The organism is Aerococcus vaginalis (assembly GCF_053762225.1).
The window spans coordinates 315,862-336,171 of the sequence record NZ_JBSMYC010000002.1; the positions used below are offsets into that span (position 1 = coordinate 315,862).

At 42.6% G+C, this 20,310-nt stretch carries 20 protein-coding genes and 1 riboswitch; of the genes, 19 read left to right on the forward strand and 1 reads right to left on the reverse strand.

What is annotated here, in order from left to right:
- Positions 1 to 46 precede the first annotated feature (46 nt).
- The 16 genes from folB to ribH all read left to right on the forward strand — a co-directional run bounded on the left by folB (position 47) and on the right by ribH (position 16,426).
- On the forward strand, positions 47 to 400 hold the full coding sequence (gene folB / locus ACWOEX_RS03830; protein ID WP_455298104.1) for a dihydroneopterin aldolase: 354 nt from the start codon (positions 47 to 49) through the stop codon (positions 398 to 400).
- A complete protein-coding gene (gene folK / locus ACWOEX_RS03835) occupies positions 397 to 894 on the forward strand; it encodes a 2-amino-4-hydroxy-6-hydroxymethyldihydropteridine diphosphokinase (protein WP_455298105.1) in 498 nt (165 codons plus the stop codon). The genes folB and folK overlap by 4 nt, the downstream gene beginning before the upstream one ends.
- Positions 887 to 1,456 (forward strand): GTP cyclohydrolase I FolE, encoded by a 570-nt coding sequence (gene folE, locus ACWOEX_RS03840; protein WP_455298107.1) that lies wholly within the window; start codon positions 887 to 889, stop codon positions 1,454 to 1,456. Before folK ends, folE begins: the two co-directional genes overlap by 8 nt.
- Complete coding sequence (locus tag ACWOEX_RS03845; RefSeq protein WP_455298109.1) at positions 1,416 to 2,033, forward strand: non-canonical purine NTP pyrophosphatase; 618 nt, start codon at positions 1,416 to 1,418, stop codon at positions 2,031 to 2,033. The genes folE and ACWOEX_RS03845 overlap by 41 nt, the downstream gene beginning before the upstream one ends.
- Positions 2,030 to 3,001, forward strand: coding sequence for a dihydropteroate synthase (gene folP, locus ACWOEX_RS03850; RefSeq protein ID WP_455298110.1), 972 nt, complete (start codon positions 2,030 to 2,032; stop codon positions 2,999 to 3,001). Before ACWOEX_RS03845 ends, folP begins: the two co-directional genes overlap by 4 nt.
- 21 nt (positions 3,002 to 3,022) lie before the next feature.
- Positions 3,023 to 3,775, forward strand: coding sequence for a methyltransferase domain-containing protein (locus ACWOEX_RS03855; RefSeq protein ID WP_455298112.1), 753 nt, complete (start codon positions 3,023 to 3,025; stop codon positions 3,773 to 3,775).
- Between the two features lie 5 nt (positions 3,776 to 3,780).
- On the forward strand, positions 3,781 to 4,197 hold the full coding sequence (locus ACWOEX_RS03860) for an arsenate reductase ArsC (protein ID WP_455298113.1): 417 nt from the start codon (positions 3,781 to 3,783) through the stop codon (positions 4,195 to 4,197).
- A 163-nt stretch (positions 4,198 to 4,360) separates the two neighbouring features.
- A complete protein-coding gene (locus ACWOEX_RS03865; RefSeq protein WP_455298115.1) occupies positions 4,361 to 5,572 on the forward strand; it encodes an AlbA family DNA-binding domain-containing protein in 1,212 nt (403 codons plus the stop codon).
- A gap of 291 nt (positions 5,573 to 5,863) precedes the next feature.
- Complete coding sequence (locus ACWOEX_RS03870) at positions 5,864 to 7,444, forward strand: type I restriction-modification system subunit M (RefSeq protein WP_455298116.1); 1,581 nt, start codon at positions 5,864 to 5,866, stop codon at positions 7,442 to 7,444.
- The gene (locus ACWOEX_RS03875; protein WP_455298117.1) at positions 7,437 to 9,329 is read left to right on the forward strand and encodes a restriction endonuclease subunit S; all 1,893 of its coding nucleotides are present in this window, start codon (positions 7,437 to 7,439) and stop codon (positions 9,327 to 9,329) included. The genes ACWOEX_RS03870 and ACWOEX_RS03875 overlap by 8 nt, the downstream gene beginning before the upstream one ends.
- Before the next feature lie 11 nt (positions 9,330 to 9,340).
- On the forward strand, positions 9,341 to 12,367 hold the full coding sequence (locus ACWOEX_RS03880) for a type I restriction endonuclease subunit R (RefSeq protein ID WP_455298118.1): 3,027 nt from the start codon (positions 9,341 to 9,343) through the stop codon (positions 12,365 to 12,367).
- Positions 12,368 to 12,382: 15 nt separating this feature from the next.
- Complete coding sequence (locus tag ACWOEX_RS03885; protein WP_455298119.1) at positions 12,383 to 12,745, forward strand: TIGR02328 family protein; 363 nt, start codon at positions 12,383 to 12,385, stop codon at positions 12,743 to 12,745.
- 60 nt (positions 12,746 to 12,805) lie between these two features.
- Positions 12,806 to 12,927, forward strand: a riboswitch (FMN riboswitch).
- A 119-nt stretch (positions 12,928 to 13,046) separates the two neighbouring features.
- On the forward strand, positions 13,047 to 14,153 hold the full coding sequence (gene ribD, locus ACWOEX_RS03890; protein ID WP_455298120.1) for a bifunctional diaminohydroxyphosphoribosylaminopyrimidine deaminase/5-amino-6-(5-phosphoribosylamino)uracil reductase RibD: 1,107 nt from the start codon (positions 13,047 to 13,049) through the stop codon (positions 14,151 to 14,153).
- Entirely contained in the window at positions 14,138 to 14,746 is a 609-nt protein-coding gene (locus tag ACWOEX_RS03895) for a riboflavin synthase (RefSeq protein ID WP_455298122.1), read from the forward strand. Before ribD ends, ACWOEX_RS03895 begins: the two co-directional genes overlap by 16 nt.
- Position 14,747: 1 nt before the next feature.
- The gene (locus ACWOEX_RS03900; protein WP_455298124.1) at positions 14,748 to 15,956 is read left to right on the forward strand and encodes a bifunctional 3,4-dihydroxy-2-butanone-4-phosphate synthase/GTP cyclohydrolase II; all 1,209 of its coding nucleotides are present in this window, start codon (positions 14,748 to 14,750) and stop codon (positions 15,954 to 15,956) included.
- 2 nt (positions 15,957 to 15,958) lie between these two features.
- The gene (ribH, locus tag ACWOEX_RS03905; RefSeq protein WP_455298126.1) at positions 15,959 to 16,426 is read left to right on the forward strand and encodes a 6,7-dimethyl-8-ribityllumazine synthase; all 468 of its coding nucleotides are present in this window, start codon (positions 15,959 to 15,961) and stop codon (positions 16,424 to 16,426) included.
- An 85-nt stretch (positions 16,427 to 16,511) separates the two neighbouring features.
- On the opposite strand, the gene ACWOEX_RS03910 is transcribed toward ribH, so the two are convergent.
- Positions 16,512 to 16,949, reverse strand: coding sequence for an Ohr family peroxiredoxin (locus tag ACWOEX_RS03910; protein WP_455298128.1), 438 nt, complete (start codon positions 16,947 to 16,949; stop codon positions 16,512 to 16,514).
- 192 nt (positions 16,950 to 17,141) lie between these two features.
- Between ACWOEX_RS03910 and ACWOEX_RS03915 the strand changes: the two genes are divergently transcribed.
- The 3 genes from ACWOEX_RS03915 to ACWOEX_RS03925 all read left to right on the forward strand — a co-directional run bounded on the left by ACWOEX_RS03915 (position 17,142) and on the right by ACWOEX_RS03925 (position 20,308).
- Complete coding sequence (locus ACWOEX_RS03915) at positions 17,142 to 17,504, forward strand: Asp23/Gls24 family envelope stress response protein (protein ID WP_455298129.1); 363 nt, start codon at positions 17,142 to 17,144, stop codon at positions 17,502 to 17,504.
- 71 nt (positions 17,505 to 17,575) lie between these two features.
- Positions 17,576 to 19,222: a DAK2 domain-containing protein gene (locus tag ACWOEX_RS03920; protein WP_455298175.1), complete on the forward strand. Its 1,647-nt coding sequence runs from the start codon at positions 17,576 to 17,578 to the stop codon at positions 19,220 to 19,222.
- Positions 19,223 to 19,336: 114 nt separating this feature from the next.
- Positions 19,337 to 20,308 carry an acetylxylan esterase gene (locus tag ACWOEX_RS03925; protein WP_455298130.1) on the forward strand — a complete coding sequence of 324 codons (972 nt, stop codon included), beginning with the start codon at positions 19,337 to 19,339 and terminating at the stop codon, positions 20,306 to 20,308.
- Positions 20,309 to 20,310 lie beyond the last annotated feature (2 nt).

The following is a 20,310-nucleotide window of genomic DNA, read 5'->3' on the forward strand; positions in this document are numbered from 1 at the left end:
TTTTATACAAAAATCCGTTATAATAGACTCAGAAAGGAAGAGTGTGATGTATCGAATTCATATGAATCGTTGTCAGTTCCACAGTCATATTGGTGTGTTTCCTGCTGAGAAGGAGACGGGACAGACAATTACGATCGATCTGATCTTGACCGTTAAGGATGAGCCGGTGAATGATAGTATCGAGAATACGGTGAGTTACGGTGAAGTCTACGAAGACGTGAAAGGCATTGTCGTTGAGAGTCGTGTCGATCTGATCGAAACACTCGGTCAGGATATTATGCATGCTGTATTAGAGAAGTACCCGTTGATTACGAAGGTCGAAATCAAAGTGAATAAGGTGGGCTTGCCGATTGATGGTATTCTCGACAGCGTTTCTGTAGAAATGGAGCGTACCCGATGATACACAGTGCTTATTTGAGTCTCGGTAGTAATATAGGTGACTCTAAAGAAACGCTCAAACAAGCGATTCTGTCACTCAACGCTAAGGATCAGATTACCGTAACGCATGTTGCATCGAATTATCAGACGACACCAGTTGGCGGTGTGAAGCAAGATGATTTCGTCAATACGGCGGTGCGTGTTAAAACGGAATTGTCTCCAGAGGAATTATTGGATCGCTGTCACGAGGTGGAACAGTCATTCCATCGCGAACGCCTGATTCATTGGGGTCCGCGTACGTTAGATATTGATATCATCTTCTTCGATGAAGTAACGCAGGCGACAGATACACTCATTCTGCCACACAAAGAAGCCTTCAATCGTCTGTTTGTGCTCGTACCCGTTCTTGAAATTTATCAGGAAGATGCGTATCGCACGCAGATCGAAGCAGCTATACAAAAAATCACGAATGACCCAGAAAATACACAGAGAATCGAGCGAATCAGTCATGGATAACAAACAAGCAAAAGTCGAAGCAGCCGTGCGCACGATCTTGGAAGCGTATGGCGAAGATCCCGATCGTCCGGGACTTCAGGAAACACCGAACCGTGTTTATCGTATGTTCAATGAGATCTTAGCATCAACCACTGAAACAGATTTCAAAGATTATAAATTGTTTCCATCTGAAGTGAGTCAGGATCAGATGATCATTATCCGAAATATTCCATTCTACTCACTCTGCGAACATCACATGTTGCCGTTCTTCGGCAAAGCGACCGTGGCGTACTATCCCGATCACGATCAGATCATCGGCCTCAGCAAGATTCCGCGTCTCGTGAACTTCCTCAGTCGCAAACTAAACGTTCAGGAAGAACTCACTAATGAAATTGGCAAACAAGTTGAGAAAATTCTCGATCCAGAAGGTGTCGCTGTAACGCTGACGGCGCGCCACCTCTGCATGGAAATGCGCGGTGTGAAAACCCACAACAGCAGTACCACAACGACGTACTACAGCGGGCGCTTCAAGGAGGATCCGAATGAACGCCGGGAATTCCTACTTCGACTCAACGCCGATTAACAAGCTTGTCATCGCCACACATAATCCGATAAAAGTCAAGGAGTACCAAATGTTACTCAAAGACTACGCTATCGAAGCAGTCGCGCTACCGAAAATGTTAACGGAGGCACCAGTTGAAACGGGGAACACTTTCGAAGCTAATGCGCAGATCAAAGCTCGCTACTATAGCGAACATCTGCCCAATCAGTGGATTCTCGCTGACGATTCAGGACTGACGGTAGTAGGAAATCCTGACATTTTAGGCGTGCGTACGAAGGAAGAACTCGCCTTCTATCCAAGTAACCATCAAAAGAATCAGCAACTCATTCAACTGGCCGAGCGTTATGGCCAAGCGTGTGTGATGACGAGTGTGGTAGTTCTAGCGCATAATGGAAGCGTAGAGGCGATGGGGGTAGGCGAGTTAAAGGCGACGATCGCAACAGCAGAGCGCGGTAACTTGAGCGAGGGGTTCGACCGTATACTCATTCCAGCTGGTGAGACGAAAACACTGGCGGAACTGCATTTTGCACAACGCAAAAGCTATCTCCATCGTCAGCGTGCAGTGAATAACTTGAGGACTATAGGAGGCAACCGATGAAATTTCAGTACAACAATCAGATTCTAGATGATAAGGAAACAATCGTTTGTGGGATCGTCAACGTGACACCTGATTCCTTCTCAGATGGCGGAAAATGGTACGGCACCGACAAAGCCGTCAAACACGCCCACGACCTCGTCGAACAAGGAGCGAAGATGCTTGATATCGGTGGCGAATCGACACGTCCTGGTAGTACTTACGTTGAAATCAAAGAAGAAATTGAGCGTATTATTCCGGTCATCAAACAATTAAAAGCTGAAAGTATTGGTGTGTCACTCTCTATCGATACCTGGAAAGCACCGGTTGCTAAAGCAGCGATCGAAGCTGGCGCAGACATCATCAATGATGTGACGGGATTGCTCGGTGATCCTGAGATGGCGGATGTCATCGCAAATAGTGAAGCCGGCGCCGTCCTCATGTTTAATGCTGTGATTGCGCGTCCAAATCATAAAGGTAGCCAAGTTTTCCCGCAGTTTGGTGACGGCTGGGCATTCAGCGACGCGGAAATTCAAGAGATGGAAGCTGAAACAGACATCTATAAAGTTGTCAAACAGTACTTCCAGCGCACGCTCGAACTCGCTAAGAAAGCGGGGATCCCAGACGAACGCATCATGCTTGATCCAGGGATCGGTTTTGGCTTATCCAAACGTGAAAACCTACAGCTCGTGCGTTCCGTCCCTGCTATCCATAACGCAGGCTATCCTGCCTTCGTCGGCGTTTCTCGCAAACGTTTCGTCGTGAATCTCCTCGATGAAGATGGACTCGCGAGTGATCCAGAAACGGATGAAGGCTTTGAAAATCGCGATAACGCAGGGGCAGCCATTACCGCAATCGTCGCTGCTGATCATGCCGAAGTGGTACGCGTTCATGTCATCAAACCGCACCGTATCGCAGCGCTAATTTCAGATGCTGTAAGGCTCGCGGATGAAGCGGAGAATCGGGACTTTGGTGCGTATCGGAATAAATAAACGATAGGAGTGCAGCACAAAATGAAGAATTATCAAGAAATCAATAAAGAAACGATCGATCGCTGGATAGATGAAGGGTGGGAATGGGCGCAGCCTATCACTCACGAAGATTACCGCAATGCACAAATGGGGCGCTGGGACGTTTTACTCACACCGACCGTTCCCGTACCACACGACTGGCTCGGTGACTTAGCTGGTAAGAAAGTGCTCGGCCTCGCATCAGGTGGTGGTCAACAAATGCCAATCTTCAATGCGCTCGGCGCAGAATGTAGCGTTATCGATTATTCAACTAAACAGATCGAATCAGAAGTAATGGTTGCTGAACGTGAAGGCTATGCGATTGATGCCGTTGAAGGGGATATCACACAGATTTTGCCATACGAAGATGAAACGTTCGATGTGATTTTTCATCCTGTATCTAACTGCTATGTCGAAGATGTCTATCACGTGTTTAACGAAGCGTATCGTGTACTGAAAAAAGGCGGTATCTTCCTCGCGGGATTGAATAATGAAATCAACTATATTGTCGATAGCGCCGAAAAAGAAATCGTCTGGAAAATGCCATTCAATCCATTAAAAGATGAACAAGCAAAAACCTTCATGATGGCAGAAGATGGTGGAATGCAGTTCTCACACACGATGACAGAACAGATCGGTGGACAATTAAAGGCGGGTTTTCGATTAGTTGATCTCTATGAAGATACAAACGGCGAGGGTCGCCTGCATGAATTAAACATTAAGAGTTTTATTGCGACTAAAGCAGTGAAGGAGTAGAAGCTATGACTAAACCCAAAGTTGCCTTTGTCTGTGTGCACAACAGCTGTCGCAGTCAGATCGCGGAGGCGCTCGCCAAAGAAATAGCGGGCGACACTTTCGACATCTACTCGTCCGGCACAGCACTGAAGGATCGCATCAACCCGGATGCCGTGCGATTGATGAAAGACATCTACAATATCGACATGGAGGCCACACAGCATCCGAAATTGCTGAGTGATATTCCGACTGTTGACATCGTCATTACTATGGGTTGCGATGTTGAATGTCCAATCGTCCCCAATCAGTACACAGAAGACTGGGACTTGGATGATCCCACCGGACACTCGGATGACACATTTAGAGCTGTTATGGCGGAGATTGAAGCGGATGTTAAAGAATTGAAAGAGAAGTATTTGAAATATAAGGAAAGCAATTACTGATGAGGTAGCTAATGGAATGGACTGGTATAGCTAGTATAATTAGTGTAATAGTTTCCGTAGCGAGCTATTTCTCGGCAAAAAAGAATCAAAACGGAGTATTGAACGTTTTCATGAAGAAAGTGCTTGGCGTTTTAAAATTGAATATAATGATTAGGGGGAGACTATGAGTAAGAAATTTCTAGAAGAAATTATATCTGAGAAAACATTAGAAAATGATACTTTAGAATATAAAGATTACTATTTTGAAAAAGGTAAATTAACAAATCTAGCTCAAAAAAATCTTGCTAAATTATTTAAAGAAATATGTGCTTTTGCTAATTATAATGGTGGAAAAATAATTTTAGGTTTAAAGGAAGATGATAAGCATAATCCATCAGAGTTGGCTGATGTAGGCGTTAATAAAGAAACTTTTGAAACTTGGGAACAAGCTTTTAGGAATAAACTTTCAGTAAATATTATTCCTTCTCTCTATGGAGTTAAAACGGAACTTGTGGAAGTTAGTGATGATATAAATTGTATTATCATAGATGTTCCTAGAAGCACATTACAACCACATGCATATAACACCGGTAGTAATCATGAATTTTATATAAGAAATGGAAATACTTCCATTCAAATGAGATACAATGATTTGAAAAATAGTTTTAATGAACTAACATTTAAACAAGAAAAAATCAAAAGATTCATTGCTGATAGAGTATCATTCATTCTTAACGGATATTTGGATGAAGCACTAGCTTATGATAGTTCATTAGTCTTGCACATAATACCAGAGTGGTCATTAGATGAATCCAATTTTCTTAATTTGAGTTCTATACATGACACTAGTTTATTTCCTGTGTTTAGTCCTTTAGGAGATTTAGGAACAACATTATATAATGCAGATGGTTTCATAAGAATGTATAGAAAAATGTATAGAAATCAGAGGAGAAATTTAGGATCATATACTCAGTTTTTTCCTAACTCGTGTATTGAAGCAGTTGAAGTAAGATTATTAAATGATTACAAAGATGGTATTATTTATAAGTGGGATGTTATAGAGGAGTATTTAGTAAAAAATATTAATTTATTTTTTAATAATTTGTCTTCATTAAATGTTAATGGAGGTATCTATTTTACAGTTACACTATTAAACGTAAAAAATAAAAAAATTATACTAAATGAGTGGGAGGATACCTCAGAACCACTAATGCATAATACTATTAAAACTCCATTAATAAAATGGAATCCTAACGATGATTTTACTAAAGTATTATATCCTCTACTAACCACTCTTGCTCATGCATTCGGTTTAAATCGATCATATTACTATACAGAGAATGGAGAACCCATCGAAGAGAAATTTAAATTCTTAAAAGATAGTGATATTAGTTAAAAACATAATACATGCTCAACGCTTATAAATTTAATAACAAGTAAAGTGAGCATCCACTTATGATAAATTAATGAAGCAGGGCTTGTAAGAACTGCTTTTTTTATCAATTTTATTTTGAGAGAGGAATTGAGTTTCCAAAAAAATAGCTATCTAAAAATTAATGAGATGATTTTGATCTATACAGTAGAAAGGGGATAGTTAGTATTCAATCACTAATCCCTCTGATGATAATCTTATTGTGATAGAATAGACTTATATTTTATTAATTTAAATAAATAATAGGAGAGTTTTATGGCGCAAGTAACTAAAGAATCAAAAGAGATGATCCAGCGCTCAGAGTTGCATAAGAAAATCTGGGCGATTGCGGATAAAGTGCGTGGTAGTGTCGAAGGCTGGGACTTCAAACAGTACGTACTAGGCATGCTGTTCTATCGTTTCATTTCGGAGAATATTACAGTATTCTTCAATGAAGATGAACATGAAGCTGGTAATGAGGATTTTGATTACGCACAGATTACTGATGAAGAAGCGGATAAAGATTTTCGTCCAGGAACTGTCGAAGAAAAAGGATTCTTCATCCTACCGAGTCAGTTATTTGAAAATGTGATCAAAACTGCACGAACGAATGAAAATTTGAATACGAATTTGATCGATATCTTCCAAGCAATTGAAGGTAGTGCAATCGGCCATGACTCAGAGAACGATATCAAAGGATTATTCCAAGATATTGACTTGAAGAGTCAACGTATCGGCGGCAGTGTTAATGAGAAAAACACCGTTCTCGCCAATATCTTGGAAGGAATCGCAAGTATCGATTTCGGAGATATTCAAGATAATGATAATGATACATTCGGTGATGCATATGAGTTTTTGATTGCGCAATATGCAGGAAATGCTGGTAAATCAGGTGGGGAATTCTTTACGCCACAGAACGTTTCTAAATTATTAGCGAAACTCGTTATGGTTGGTAAAGATCACGTCAACAAAGTCTATGACCCTACATGTGGTAGTGGGGCATTGTTGCTTCAGATTAAGAAATTATATGGTGAAGAAGCTGTTGAGGAAGGTTTCTACGGACAGGAAATCAACCTGACAAACTACAACTTGTCACGTATGAATATGTTCCTACATAACGTCAACTATAACAATTTCTCTATTCGTCGTGGCGATACATTGCTTAATCCGTTGCACAATGATGAGAAACCATTCGATGCGATTGTCTCAAACCCACCTTATTCTACACACTGGGTAGGTACAGACGATCCGACATTAATTAATGATGAACGCTTCGCACCTGCAGGAAAACTAGCGCCAAAGACAAAGGCAGACTTGGCGTTTGTGCTTCATGCATTGTCCTATCTCTCAAGTAAAGGACGCGCAGCAATCGTCTGCTTCCCAGGCATCTTCTACCGTCAGGGGGCAGAGAAAACAATTCGTCAATATCTTGTTGATAATAACTATGTTGAGGCTGTTATTCAATTACCGGAGAATTTATTCTACGGTACATCTATCGCCACATGCATTCTCGTTATGGCAAAGAATAAAACAGAGAATAAGACGTTATTCATTGATGCTTCAAAAGAATTCAAGAAAGAAACAAATAATAATATCTTGACTGATGATAATGCGGATAAAATCGTTCAATCATTTGCTTCAAAAGAACATCAAGATTATTTCGCTGAATTTGTAGACAATGAGAAGATTGCGGAGAATGACTATAATCTCTCCGTATCAACCTATGTTGAAAAAGAAGATACACGTGAAGTGATTGATATTCATGAACTAAATAAACAGATTGCTCAAACTGTAGAACGTATTGATCAGCTCCGTCATGATATCAACGAAATCGTGGAGGAATTGGAAAATGAATAAGTTTGAAGAATTAATGAATATTGAAGATGTTCAATGGAAGACGCTGGGAGAAATATGTAATCGAAAAAATGGATATACGCCATCTAAAAAGAAAAGAGAATATTGGGAAAATGGTAATATTCCGTGGTTTACTATGGCGGATATTCGTAAAAACGGCCGAAAATTAAATGATTCTCTTCAAAAGGTTAATATCGAAGGGGTAAAAGGAAACCTATTTCCGGCTGGTACTATTATTTTATCAACTACAGCTACTATAGGAGAGCATGCAATATTAAATGTAGATGGTATTACTAATCAACAATTTACATGTTTCATGATTAAGGATGAATTTAAAAGTATAATAGACAATAGATTTCTATATTATTATTTTTTCAAAATTGATCAATGGGCTATCGCTCATGCAACTAAGGGAGGAGCAACCGCATCCATTAATGCAAAATTACTAGATGAGGTTATGATTTCGATTCCAACTTTAGAAGTACAGATAGAAATTGTAAATATACTTGACAAATTTACAGATTACGTGAATGAATTACAGGCTGAATTACAGGATCGTGTCAATCAGTATGCTTATTATAGGGATTATTTGCTGAGTGAAGAAGTGCTCAATAAATTAACTTTAAAGATGGATGTTGATAGATCTATAAGAGCAACCACTCTTGGAGAAATTGGGAAAGTATCCATGTGTAAACGTATTAAAAAAAACCAAACTAGCACGGATGGTGATATTCCATTCTATAAAATTGGAACTTTTGGCAAGAAGCCAGATGCCTTTATTAATAGAGGACTCTATGAGGAATACAGAGAAAAATATTCTTATCCGAAAAAGGGAGATGTTCTTCTATCGGCTTCAGGAACTATCGGTAAAGAAGTGATGTATGACGGCGAAGATGCTTATTATCAAGACTCAAATATCATATGGATAGCAAATGATGAGAAAATTGTAAAAAATAAATATCTTTATTATTTCTATCAAACCGAGCCGTGGAAAGCTACAACAGGTGGAACAATAGCTCGACTATACGGAAGTACACTCTCTCAAACAAATATTACGGTTCCTTCTTTGGAAGTACAGGATATCGTAATTAAAATTCTAGATAAATTCCAATCACTAATTGAAGATACAAAAGGTTTACTTCCAGAAGAAATCGAGCAACGTCAGAAACAATATGAATATTATCGCGATAAGCTATTGACATTTGAACCAGAATACAGTAGCAAGCAAGCAAGCAAGCAAGCAAGCAAGCAAGTAACTGATGACTACATTGAATTACTATTTGAAGCTGCAAAATTGGTTAAGGTTAGTTTAGGTGTTTTTGAATATAAACTTAAGGATGTCACTGCACAGCCTAAAGAAAAAATCTCTGTGAAAGATTTAGATAGTAATAATTATGTTGGTGTTGAAAATTTGCTACAAGATAAAAAAGGTAAAACTACAGCAGCATCAATTCCGAAAGAAGGTAATGCTACACAGTACCTCATCAATGATATTTTGATTGGAAATATCAGACCGTATCTAAAAAAAATCTGGCAAGCAGATAATAACGGTGGCACTAATGGTGATGTGGTCGTCATACGTAAGCAGGAAGAGTTTAAAGAGAAAATTCAGGATAGATTTTTATTCCATATTTTGTCATCTGAAAAGTTCTTTGAATATGACATGAAATATGCTAAAGGAGCAAAGATGCCTCGTGGGGATAAAAAACAAATAATGAATTATCAATTCTATTTACCACCACTCAATGTTCAAAACTACGTTGTATCCGTCCTTGATAAATTTGAGACGTTAGTACACGGTGTTGAAGATAGTTTGCCGAGAGAGATTGAATTGCGACAGAAACAGTATGAGTATTATCGAGATAAGTTATTAGATTTTTCGAAGTGAGGAGAAGCGTGATGGTAGAAACGCATCGAGAATACCAAGAATCGTCTATTGCTGAGTTAACGAATGGGATCATTCTGGCGCATTATGAACGCCAACCGATCGTTCGAGAGAGTTATCAGACGGAGCAACAATTAGAAAATCATTTAATCGAGGACTTACAGGCACAAGGGTATGAGTATTTACCGATTAATGATGCGAAGGGTTTGGAAGCAAATTTAAAGGTTCAAATTGAGCGATTAAATCATGTCACGTTCAATGATTCCGAGTGGCAACGTTTCGGATTGGAATATTTGGACAGTCCGAGTGATGGGTTCGTTGAGAAGACGCGTAAAGTTCAAGAAAATGAGATTTATGATTTTACGTTTGATGATGGCCATACCGAAAACATCAAGATTATTGATAAGAAGCAATTGGCTAATAATCATTTGCAGGTCGTACATCAAGTGACACAACAAGGCGTACATTTGAATCGTTACGATGTGACCATTTTGGTTAATGGCTTGCCACTAGTGCAGATTGAACTGAAAAAACGTGGCGTTGCGTTGAGTGAAGCGTTCAATCAAATTCATCGCTATTCAAAGGAAAGTTTCAATGAGGAGCATTCCTTATTTAAGTATGTTCAGATTTTTGTGATTTCAAACGGTACGTATACGCGCTACTTTGCGAATACAAAAGATCCATCGAAGAATAACTATGAATTTACTTGTGAGTGGGCGGATGCGAAGAATAATACCATTCATTCCTTAGAAGATTTTACCGCAACGTTTTTAGCGAAACGTACGTTGTTGGAAGTGTTAACGAAGTACTGTGTTTTTGATGCGGATGACACGCTATTGATTATGCGTCCGTATCAAATTGCGGCAACAGAACGTATTCTATGGAAGATTGATATTGGCTATAAGAATAACTTGGCAGGATCTGTTGACGCGGGTGGTTTTATCTGGCATACAACGGGATCGGGTAAGACACTAACATCTTTCAAAGCGGCGCGTCTAGCGACACAATTACCATATATCGATAAAGTATTCTTTGTGGTTGACCGTAAAGATTTAGACTATCAGACGATGAAGGAATATCAGAAATTCCAGCCGAACAGTGTGAATGGGAGTCGCGATACAAAGGCGTTGACCAAAGCCATCGAAAAGAAAGATGACAAGATTGTCGTAACGACTATTCAGAAATTGAATGAGTTCGTAAAACGTCATTCAAAACATGAAATCTACGATAAACACTGTGTACTGATTTATGATGAATGTCATCGTTCGCAGTTCGGGACCGCACAGAAGAATATTCGTAAACACTTCAAGAAGTACTACCAATTTGGTTTTACAGGTACGCCAATTTTCCCAGAAAATTCACCGGGAATTGCGACCACGGCGGATGTATTTGGTCGTCAGTTACACAGCTATGTGATTACAGATGCGATCCGTGATCAAAAAGTCTTGAAGTTCAAGGTCGACTACAACAATATTAGTCCCAAGTTCAAAGATGCAGAACAGACACAGGATGAAAAACAGCTCCAACAATTAGAGAAACAAATGTTTTTACATCCTGAACGTATCTCAGAAGTCACAAAACATATTTTGAAAGTTTTTGATAAGAAGACGCATCGCAATGAACACTATGAATTGAAGAAGCGCCGTTTGAATGGTTTCAATGCGATGTTTGCGGTTCAGAATATCGATGCAGCGAAGATGTACTATGAGGAGTTTGAGAAACAACAGGCAGAACTTCCAGAAGATAAAAGACTGAAAGTAGCGACTATCTTCAGTTATGCACCGAATGAGGAGCAGCATGCGATCGGTGATATTCAAGATGAAAACTTCGAACCGAGCGCGATGACATCAACTGGTCGCGAATTCTTGGATAAGGCGATTGCAGATTATAATCAGATGTTTGGAATGAGTTTTTCGACAGAAGGTGCTGAGTTCCAGAACTACTACAAAGATCTCGCAAAACGTGTGAAAGAACGCGAAATCGATTTATTAATTGTGGTAGGTATGTTTTTGACTGGATTCGATGCGCCGACACTAAATACGTTATTCGTCGATAAGAACTTGCGCTATCATGGTTTGATTCAAGCTTACTCGCGTACGAATCGTATTCTCAATAGCGTGAAGCCGTTTGGTAATATTGTCTGCTTCCGTGATTTGGAACAAGCGACTAAAGATGCGATTAAATTATTCGGTGATGAGAATAGCGTTAATGTGATCCTTGAACGTGGATACAAAGATTACACGGAAGGGTACACAGACGAAGAAACTGGCGAACAAGTGACGGGTTATAAGGAACTGTGCGCGGAATTATTAACGAAATTCCCAGATCCAACAACGATTGAACGTGATTCGGATAAGCGTGAGTTTGCGAAATTGTACGGAGAAGTTTTGAAGCGTGAGAATACATTAAAGAACTTTGATGAGTTCACTGATGAAGAACACCTCATTTCAGACTTCCAAATGCAGGACTTCAAGAGTACCTACCTCAAAATCCGTGATGAAATTTTGAAGTCTAATAAACATGATGATTCTTCTAATAATAGTCCTGCAATTGACTTTTCTGATGTGGAATTTCAGATTGATTTATTGAAGACAGATGAAATTAATTTGGATTATATCTTGGCACAGATTTTAGAAAAATCGAAGGAAAATGATGACGAGGCAGCTGTTAGAAAAGATATCAAACGAACCATTCGTTCGAGTTTAGAAGTTCGTCCCAAAGAAGATTTGATTATTGGATTTATGGATCAGACGGATTTGAAGGTATTGAAGACCACTGAAGATATCATCGATGCATTCTATACTTACGCGAAGAAAAAGAAATCTGAACGTGTAGATAATGTAGTCTCTGATCAGAAACTGCGGAATCATGCGGATAAATTTATCAATCGTTGTATTGAAAAAGGTGAGGTATTATCTGCTGGTGAGGAACTAGGGAAGATTTTGCCGAAGATTTCAAGACGTAAAGGTGCACGAGAGAAGAAACGACGCGAAATCATCGTTTTACTCCAAGATGTAGTTGATGAATTTGAAGGTATTTAAAAAGGACGTGACCCAATGCGACTGTGGCATGAAGATTTAATACATAAACTCCCGCGCCAGCAATTGCTTGGCCAGCATCGTGAGTGCTGTGCATTGCGCGGTAAAGGTTGGGGGAAACCGCATGCGACGGTGAATTACGTCTTCGACCATGAGCCGTACAAATTGTTTCAATACCATACGTGGGTGATGGATGAAATGACGGCGCGTGGTTATAACGTGACAGAGGCGTGGCGTGATCCGCATTATCGTGGAAAATCGTGTGCGCCATACGATGAGGTAGTGGAAGTACCACGAACCACGCCGATTTATCCAGAACATGATGCGACGTACCTCAAAGTATGCCTCGATAATTTAGCTGCCAAAGAAATTTATCTCTAGTGCGAGCTTCTTTATTGACAACCGCTTACACACGCGCTATGATGAGACCATAGTTTAATAATAAATCTTCAGGGCAGGGTGAAATTCCCGACCGGTGGTAAAGTCCACGAGCTTCACGCGTGAAGCATGATTCGGTGCAATTCCGAAACCGACCGTTACAGTCTGGATGAAAGAAGAGTTTTTAATGATGAATTCGAATGCTCTGAGACGGTAGATGACTGTTTCAGAGCTTTTTTATTAAGAGCCATTTAGGACGCCCTGAAAGTGATTTCAGGGCGTTTTTTTTAGGGAGACGAAGGATATGACAGATGAGGCGTATATGCGAGAGGCGATCGCGCTGGCAAGAAAGGGTGCGGGTTATGTGACACCGAATCCGCTCGTTGGTGCAGTGATCGTGAAGGACGGTAAGATCATCGGCCGTGGTTACCATATGCAGTACGGGAAATCGCATGCGGAGCGTGAGGCGCTGGCGGATTGTGAGGTATCACCGGAGGGCGCAACGATCTATGTGACGTTAGAACCCTGTTGCCATCAAGGAAAGCAACCACCGTGTACGGATGCATTGATTGATAGTGGCATCGCACGCGTGGTGGTCGGTACGCTCGATGTGAATCCGATCGTCCGCGGTAAGGGGATACAGATTCTGAGAGATCATGGGATCGAAGTGACGACGGGCGTTTTGGCAGACGAGTGTTATCACGTGAATCGCATCTTTATGAAGTATATGCGCACGAAACAGCCGTATGTGATGATGAAGTACGCGATGACAATGGACGGTAAGATTGCGACAGTGACGGGTGATTCGAAGTGGATTACAGGCGAAGTCGCACGCGACCATACGCATCACGAGCGCCATGATTATCATGCGATTATGGTGGGCGTGAATACGGTGGTGAAGGATAATCCATCGCTCACCTGTCATTTCGAAGGTGGTATCGATCCTGTGCGTATCATCGTCGATACGCATTTGCGGACGCCAGTCGATGCGACGGTCGTTACAACGGCTGAGGAGACACCGACGATTATCGCAACGGTTGAAACGGATAGCGCGCAACATGCCCCGTATGAAAAACAAGGCTGTCAGGTTATCGTTCTTCCGGCAGATGCGGGTGGACATGTCGATGTGACAGCGCTCATGACAGCACTCGGGGAACAAGGCATCGACAGCGTGATCGTTGAAGGTGGCGGTACCGTGAATTGGAGCGTGCTTCAAGCTGGTCTCGTAGACGAGGTACACACCTACATCGGTCCGAAATTATTTGGTGGTCGAAACGGCTTACCGCCAGTTGCGGGTACCGGTTTTGACAAGGTGAGCGATGCTGTTACGCTGAAGCCTTTTAATATTAAACAACTCGGTTCAGATTATTTAATTGAAAGTGAAGTGATTTCCAGATGTTCACAGGATTAATCGAAGAGGTCGGAAAAATCAAGAAGATCGAAGAGAATGCAGAGTACTCCAGACTCAGTGTTGAAGCGGAAAAGGTACTCGATGATTTAGCGATCGGAGACAGTCTCTCCGTTAACGGGACCTGCCTCACCGTCATTTCGAGCGACGCGCATACGTGTACGGTCGATGTGATGAATGAGACCTGGTCTAGAACCGCACTCGGCGAACTGAAGCCGGGAGATCCGATCAATTTGGAACGCGCCATGCGACTTGGGGATCGCTTCGGCGGACATGTGGTGAGTGGGCACATCGACGGGATGGGAAAGATTTCCAAGCGTATTCCGGATGACAATGCGATCCGCTATCACGTTGAGGTAGCTCCTGAATTACTGCATGTCATCGTAGAGAAGGGGTCGATTGCGATCGATGGGATCAGCTTGACGGTTGTCTCGGTGAGCGATACTGATTTTTCCGTGTCAATTATTCCACATACGCTGGAAATGACGAATTTATCCGCAAAAGCTGTCGGTGATGCGGTGAATCTGGAATTAGATATCATCGGCAAATACATCGAAAAATTAACGCTAGCGCAATTAACGAGTGAAGGAGACTAACATGAGTGATCAACGCATTTTGGATTGTATCAAGGCATTACAAGCAGGAAAGCTCATTCTCGTGATGGACGATGAGTCACGTGAGAATGAAGGGGATTTAATCTGTGCGGCAGAACATGCGACAACAGAGAATCTCAATTTCATGGCGACTTACGGTAAAGGTTTGATCTGTCTGCCATTATCTCGGGAGCTAGCGAACAAGTTAGATTTTAATCCGATGGTTGCCAACAACACTGATAATCACGAAACCGCATTTACGGCGTCGATCGACTACAAAGACACGACAACCGGTATTTCAGCGGAAGAACGTGGTTTAACCGCGCGTCAGTGTGTGGCTGATGATGCGGTACCGAGTGATTTCCGTCGTCCAGGGCATCTCTTCCCGCTGATTGCGAAACCGTGGGGCGTGTTGGAACGTAACGGTCATACGGAAGCGACCGTTGATTTGATGCGTATTGCCGGATTGAAGCCGTGTGGATTGTGCTGTGAGATTATGAAGGAAGACGGTACGATGATGCGCCGCGATGACTTGCGCGCGTTTTCGGCAGCACACGATATTCCGATCATGACGATCGAAGAGTTAGTGGATTACCGCAAGCGTACGGAACAATTGATGGCACCGGTATCCGAAGCAACCTTGCCGACACAATACGGGAACTTTAAGATTCATGGCTTCATCAACAAGGTCACCGGTCAGGAACATGTCGCGTTGACGATGGGCGATGTGACGGATGGTCAACCCGTACTCACACGGATACATTCGGAATGTTTGACGGGTGACGTGTTCGGTTCAGAACGCTGCGACTGTGGGGAACAGCTGCATGAGGCGATGCGTCGTATTCAAGCAGAAGGCCGCGGGGTGTTGCTTTACTTGCGTCAGGAAGGCCGTGGTATCGGTCTTTTGAACAAGATCAAGGCTTACCATTTGCAGGATGGCGGTATGGATACGGTTGAGGCGAACCGCGCGCTCGGCTTTGCGGCTGATTTGCGTGAATACTATGTGGCTGCGCAGATGCTTCACGAACTCGGTGTAGAAAGTATCGATCTGTTGACGAATAATCCAGACAAGATGGCGCAACTGGAAGCTTCCGGTATCACGATTAACGAACGCCAACCGCTCGAAATGACACCGACTGAGAATGATCGCTTTTACTTACAGATTAAACGAGACAAAATGGGACACTTATTGCACGTTGAAGGGAGAAACTAAACATGAAGACATTTGAAGGAAAGACAACTGCTGAAGGTATGAAAGTCGCTATCGTAGTAGCACGTTTTAACCAACTGATCACCGAAAAATTATTAGCAGGTGCTGTGGATACACTGAAGCGTGCGGGGGTTGCAGATGATGATATTGCGATCGCTTGGACACCGGGCGCCTACGAGATACCAGTGGCTGCCGATAAACTCGCCAAGACTGGCGATTACGATGCTGTCATCTGTCTGGGCGCGGTCATCAAAGGTGAAACTGATCACTACGATCACGTCGCCGGGAACACAGCGAGCGGCATCACACGTGTCGGTTTAGATAACGAACTGCCCGTGCTCTTCGGTGTCTTGACGTGTGAAACGATCGAACAGGCGATGGCACGCGCAGGCTTAAAAGCCGGAAACAAGGGGATTGAATGCGCGCAAGCTGCGATTGAAATGGCCAACATGCTCAAAACCATTGAAAACTAATCCCTAGAAAAAAGAGAGTAAACGAAAACCGCCACACCAGTGTTTAGCTGATGCGGCGGTTTTGTTTTGTCGTTAATATGATGAATTAGGCGTTTTTCAAGTCTTCGTAGTTTACAGCTTTAACGGTTACTTCGATGTTACCTTGTGTTGCGCGAGAGTAAGGACATACTTCGTGCGCTTCGTTTGCCATCTGGTGTGCTTCGTTCAATGTTACACCTTCAATACCCACTTCAAGTTCAACAGCTAATTGGAAATCAGCCTGTGGTTTTGAAAGCAAGTGAACCGTAGCACCGACTAAGGAATCACCCCTAACATCGTGAGCTTTCTTCACAACACCCAATGCGGAGTTGAAACATGCACTGTAACCCAATGCGAAGAGTTCTTCTGGGTTTGTACCGTCACCTTTGCCACCTGGAGGGGTGATTTGAACGCCGAAGTCGCGGTCAGTTAAATGACTGCCACCTTTGTCACGTCCACCATTGTTAATTGCGGTTGTTTTGAAAATTTCTTTGTAGTCTGCCATATTTATCGGCTCCTTTCACAAATTTCCTTACCTACTTGAATACGGTACCACATAATCTTGATAAATGCATCCCTAAGGTCCGAAGTGTTGTTATTTTTGAGTAGTTATGGCAAAATAGTTTTGTTTATTCAGAAAATAATTCACGAAGTTGCGCGTCAGAAGCAGCGACTCTCAGTTAGAGGAGGATATGGGATGACAGCGAGAATAGCGAGCCAATACGGTGAAATTGGTATTGACAACGATGTGATCAGTAAGGTGGTCGGTATCGCAGTGACCGGAAACTACGGTGTGGTAGGAATGGTCTCTAAGAATCAGATCAAGGACGGAATCCAAGATATTCTCGGCTTTGATAATTACTCTAAAGGAGTAGTCATCGACCAAGACGACGAGCAGATTATTGTAGAGGTTTATGTGACTGTGGAATTTGGAACGAAGATCTCTGAAATTTGCCGCAATGTGCAACGTTCTGTGAAATACGATTTACAAAAATTCTTGGGTATTCAGGCACACGTTGTGAATGTTTACGTCCAAGGGATTCGTGTCACCGAAGAGTAACGGGCGCGAGATTAAGGAGGATTTCAGTGAGTAAGCAAGTAACCGTAATCGATGCTGATCAATTCCGCCGCATGGTAGAAGCGGCGAATGAACAGCTCACAAGTCATGCTGATTTTGTGAATTCGTTGAATGTTTTTCCCGTGCCGGATGGTGACACGGGAACGAACATGTCGCTCTCTTTTCAAACGGGGGTAGAACGTGTTCGTAATGCCAAGGAACCACGCATCGATGAACTCGCACAAGTTCTAGCAAAAGGACTATTGCTCGGGGCCCGCGGTAACTCTGGGGTTATTCTCTCTCAGTTATTCCGAGGTTTCGCAAAAGGCTGTGAAGGCGAAGAAGTACTCGACGCAAAAGCGTTTGCGCGTGCCTTAAATGAAGGGGTAAAAGTCGCTTATCGTGCCGTGATGAAGCCGGTTGAGGGGACATTATTGACTGTTGCGCGTGAATCTGCCGAAGCGGGGGATGCATTTGTGAATACATCAGATGATGTCCTCGAATTGATGGAGACTGTCTACCGTGCCTCAGAACAATCTCTTAAAGAAACGCCAGAACATCTTGAAGTATTGAAAGAAGTCGGCGTGGTCGACAGTGGTGGACAGGGACTCGTCTTTATTTATAATGGTTTCCTCGAAGCACTCTCAGGTAAGACGATCGAGATTCAGACGCAATCCGTTGAAAGTCTCGATTTGGAAGAGATGGCGCATGAGGAGAACTACTACAACACGTCTCATTCTGTCGCAAGTGAAGACATCAAATTTGGTTACTGTACACAGATGTTAATTAAATTAGGTGATGGCCCAACAGCGGAAGAAACTTTCGACTATGATGCTTTCCGTGAACACTTGAACAGCATGGGTGATTCCTTGATCGTTGTGAATGATGACGAGTTCGTCAAAGTACACGTCCACACCGAACATCCAGGACAGGCGTTGGATTATGGTCAACGCTTCGGTTCTCTAACGACCGTTAAAGTCGACAACATGCGTGGTCAGCACGACACTATCCTTGAAAATCAAGGAAAAGAAGCACCAGAATCAGCCGCTAAACCAGCTGAAAAACAGCCATACGGTATTATTGCGGTCGCAGCGGGTGATGGGGTACAAGAATTGTTCAGAGGTGCTGGCGCAACTAGCATCATCAACGGTGGTCAGACGATGAATCCGTCAACGGAAGATATTGTCAAAGCGATTGAAGCCGTCAATGCTGAAAATATTATCGTGTTACCGAACAACAAGAATATCTTTATGGCGTCTGATCAGGCAGCAGAAGTTGTCGATCAACCAACTGTTGTCGTTCATTCAAGCTCGGTATCTGAAGGTTTAACCGCCTTGCTCGGTTTCGATCCAACCGCTTCTCTTGAAGAAAACGGTGAAGCGATGGAAGAAGAACGCGAGGCTGTAACGAGTGGTCAGGTAACCCATGCGATTCGTGATACTGAAATCGATGGTTTGAGTATTAAGAAAGGCAACTACATGGGTATCATTAACGGCGACATTAAAGTATGTGCCGAAGATGTCCAAACGGCGACCATTGATATGATTGATGCCATGTTGGATGAAGACAGTGAAATTGTCACGGTCATCTATGGTGAAGGCCAAACGGAAGAAGATGCCGATGCGTTGGTTGAAATCTTAGAAGACAAACATCCAGATCTCGAATTCGAAGTACATTACGGTGGACAACCTGTCTATAACTACTTTATTTCCGTCGAATAATCAAAAGCAACAAAGCGTGTCTCATCATTTGGGATGCGCTTTCTTTTCGTCTCGAAACAGGGTATGATCGAGTCAGTGAAAAGATTAACGAAAAGATCATAAAGGAGCATAAACATGGATGGTATGTCATTAGAAGCTATGAAACAGTATCGCGGGATGGATGAAGTTCCTGCTGACTTCGATGAATTCTGGGATGCGCAGATTGCGAATTTAGAATTACCAACTGATTACACATTGGAAGAACAGGACTTCGGGATTCCAAACGTGATCGCAGAAAGTTTAACCTTTACAGGAACGAATAACGGTGAAATTTCGGCGAAATTACTTTTCCCGAAACGTGAAGAGAAAGTGCCCGTGATCTTCAAATTTCACGGCTACATGGGACGTTCAAAGGATTGGAGCGAATTGCTGAAATATGTGGCATGCGGCTACGGTGTGGTCGCGATGGACGTTAGAGGACAAGCAGGGTTTTCAAACGATCGGCGCGCATTTGATGGCATGACAGTGACCGGACAGATCGTGCGTGGGATGACAGAGGGACCTGAACAATTATTCTATCGCGACGTTTATCTCGACGTGTATACGTTGATTGAGTTGGTCACGGCGTTACCGAATGTAGACGAGAATAATCTGCAATGTACGGGTGGTTCGCAAGGGGGCGCGTTATCGATAGCGGGAGCAGCATTGAATCCGCGCATTAAGCAGATCGTGATTCAATACCCATTCCTCTCTGATTTCCGTCGTGTGTTGCGTACAAATAATCAGAGTGATGCGTACAACGAACTGATTCGTTACTTTAAATTTACGGATCCATTCCACGAAACGGAAGATGCGGTCATTGAGACCTTGAGTTATATTGATGTTAAAAACATGGCGCATCGTATCAACGTACCAGTCAAAATGTTTGTCAGCGTTGTTGATGACATCTGTTATCCATCCACGCAGTTCGCCGTTTATAATCGACTCGGTGGCGAAAAGGAATATGTCCTGATGCACGAATACGAGCACGAAGCGATGAACGTGTTTGTGAATGATGCCGTGATGAACTGGCTATGTGGCACGACGATCGATTACCACAAACATTAATA

Excerpts from the sequence above, each read along its gene's own strand:
- ACWOEX_RS03885 (WP_455298119.1), top strand. The coding sequence starts at position 12,383 with ATGCGACTGTGGCATGAAGATTTAATACATAAACTCCCGCGCCAGCAA.
- ribH (WP_455298126.1), top strand. The coding sequence starts at position 15,959 with ATGAAGACATTTGAAGGAAAGACAACTGCTGAAGGTATGAAAGTCGCT.
- ACWOEX_RS03875 (WP_455298117.1), top strand. The coding sequence starts at position 7,437 with ATGAATAAGTTTGAAGAATTAATGAATATTGAAGATGTTCAATGGAAG.
- ACWOEX_RS03870 (WP_455298116.1), top strand. The coding sequence starts at position 5,864 with ATGGCGCAAGTAACTAAAGAATCAAAAGAGATGATCCAGCGCTCAGAG.
- ribD (WP_455298120.1), top strand. The coding sequence starts at position 13,047 with ATGACAGATGAGGCGTATATGCGAGAGGCGATCGCGCTGGCAAGAAAG.
- ACWOEX_RS03855 (WP_455298112.1), top strand. The coding sequence starts at position 3,023 with ATGAAGAATTATCAAGAAATCAATAAAGAAACGATCGATCGCTGGATA.
- folB (WP_455298104.1), top strand. The coding sequence starts at position 47 with ATGTATCGAATTCATATGAATCGTTGTCAGTTCCACAGTCATATTGGT.
- ACWOEX_RS03910 (WP_455298128.1), bottom strand. The coding sequence starts at position 16,949 with ATGGCAGACTACAAAGAAATTTTCAAAACAACCGCAATTAACAATGGT.
- ACWOEX_RS03920 (WP_455298175.1), top strand. The coding sequence starts at position 17,576 with ATGGTAGAAGCGGCGAATGAACAGCTCACAAGTCATGCTGATTTTGTG.
- ACWOEX_RS03880 (WP_455298118.1), top strand. The coding sequence starts at position 9,341 with ATGGTAGAAACGCATCGAGAATACCAAGAATCGTCTATTGCTGAGTTA.
- ACWOEX_RS03860 (WP_455298113.1), top strand. The coding sequence starts at position 3,781 with ATGACTAAACCCAAAGTTGCCTTTGTCTGTGTGCACAACAGCTGTCGC.
- ACWOEX_RS03865 (WP_455298115.1), top strand. The coding sequence starts at position 4,361 with ATGAGTAAGAAATTTCTAGAAGAAATTATATCTGAGAAAACATTAGAA.
- ACWOEX_RS03895 (WP_455298122.1), top strand. The coding sequence starts at position 14,138 with ATGTTCACAGGATTAATCGAAGAGGTCGGAAAAATCAAGAAGATCGAA.
- ACWOEX_RS03900 (WP_455298124.1), top strand. The coding sequence starts at position 14,748 with ATGAGTGATCAACGCATTTTGGATTGTATCAAGGCATTACAAGCAGGA.
- folK (WP_455298105.1), top strand. The coding sequence starts at position 397 with ATGATACACAGTGCTTATTTGAGTCTCGGTAGTAATATAGGTGACTCT.
- ACWOEX_RS03845 (WP_455298109.1), top strand. The coding sequence starts at position 1,416 with ATGAACGCCGGGAATTCCTACTTCGACTCAACGCCGATTAACAAGCTT.
- ACWOEX_RS03925 (WP_455298130.1), top strand. The coding sequence starts at position 19,337 with ATGGATGGTATGTCATTAGAAGCTATGAAACAGTATCGCGGGATGGAT.
- folE (WP_455298107.1), top strand. The coding sequence starts at position 887 with ATGGATAACAAACAAGCAAAAGTCGAAGCAGCCGTGCGCACGATCTTG.
- folP (WP_455298110.1), top strand. The coding sequence starts at position 2,030 with ATGAAATTTCAGTACAACAATCAGATTCTAGATGATAAGGAAACAATC.
- ACWOEX_RS03915 (WP_455298129.1), top strand. The coding sequence starts at position 17,142 with ATGACAGCGAGAATAGCGAGCCAATACGGTGAAATTGGTATTGACAAC.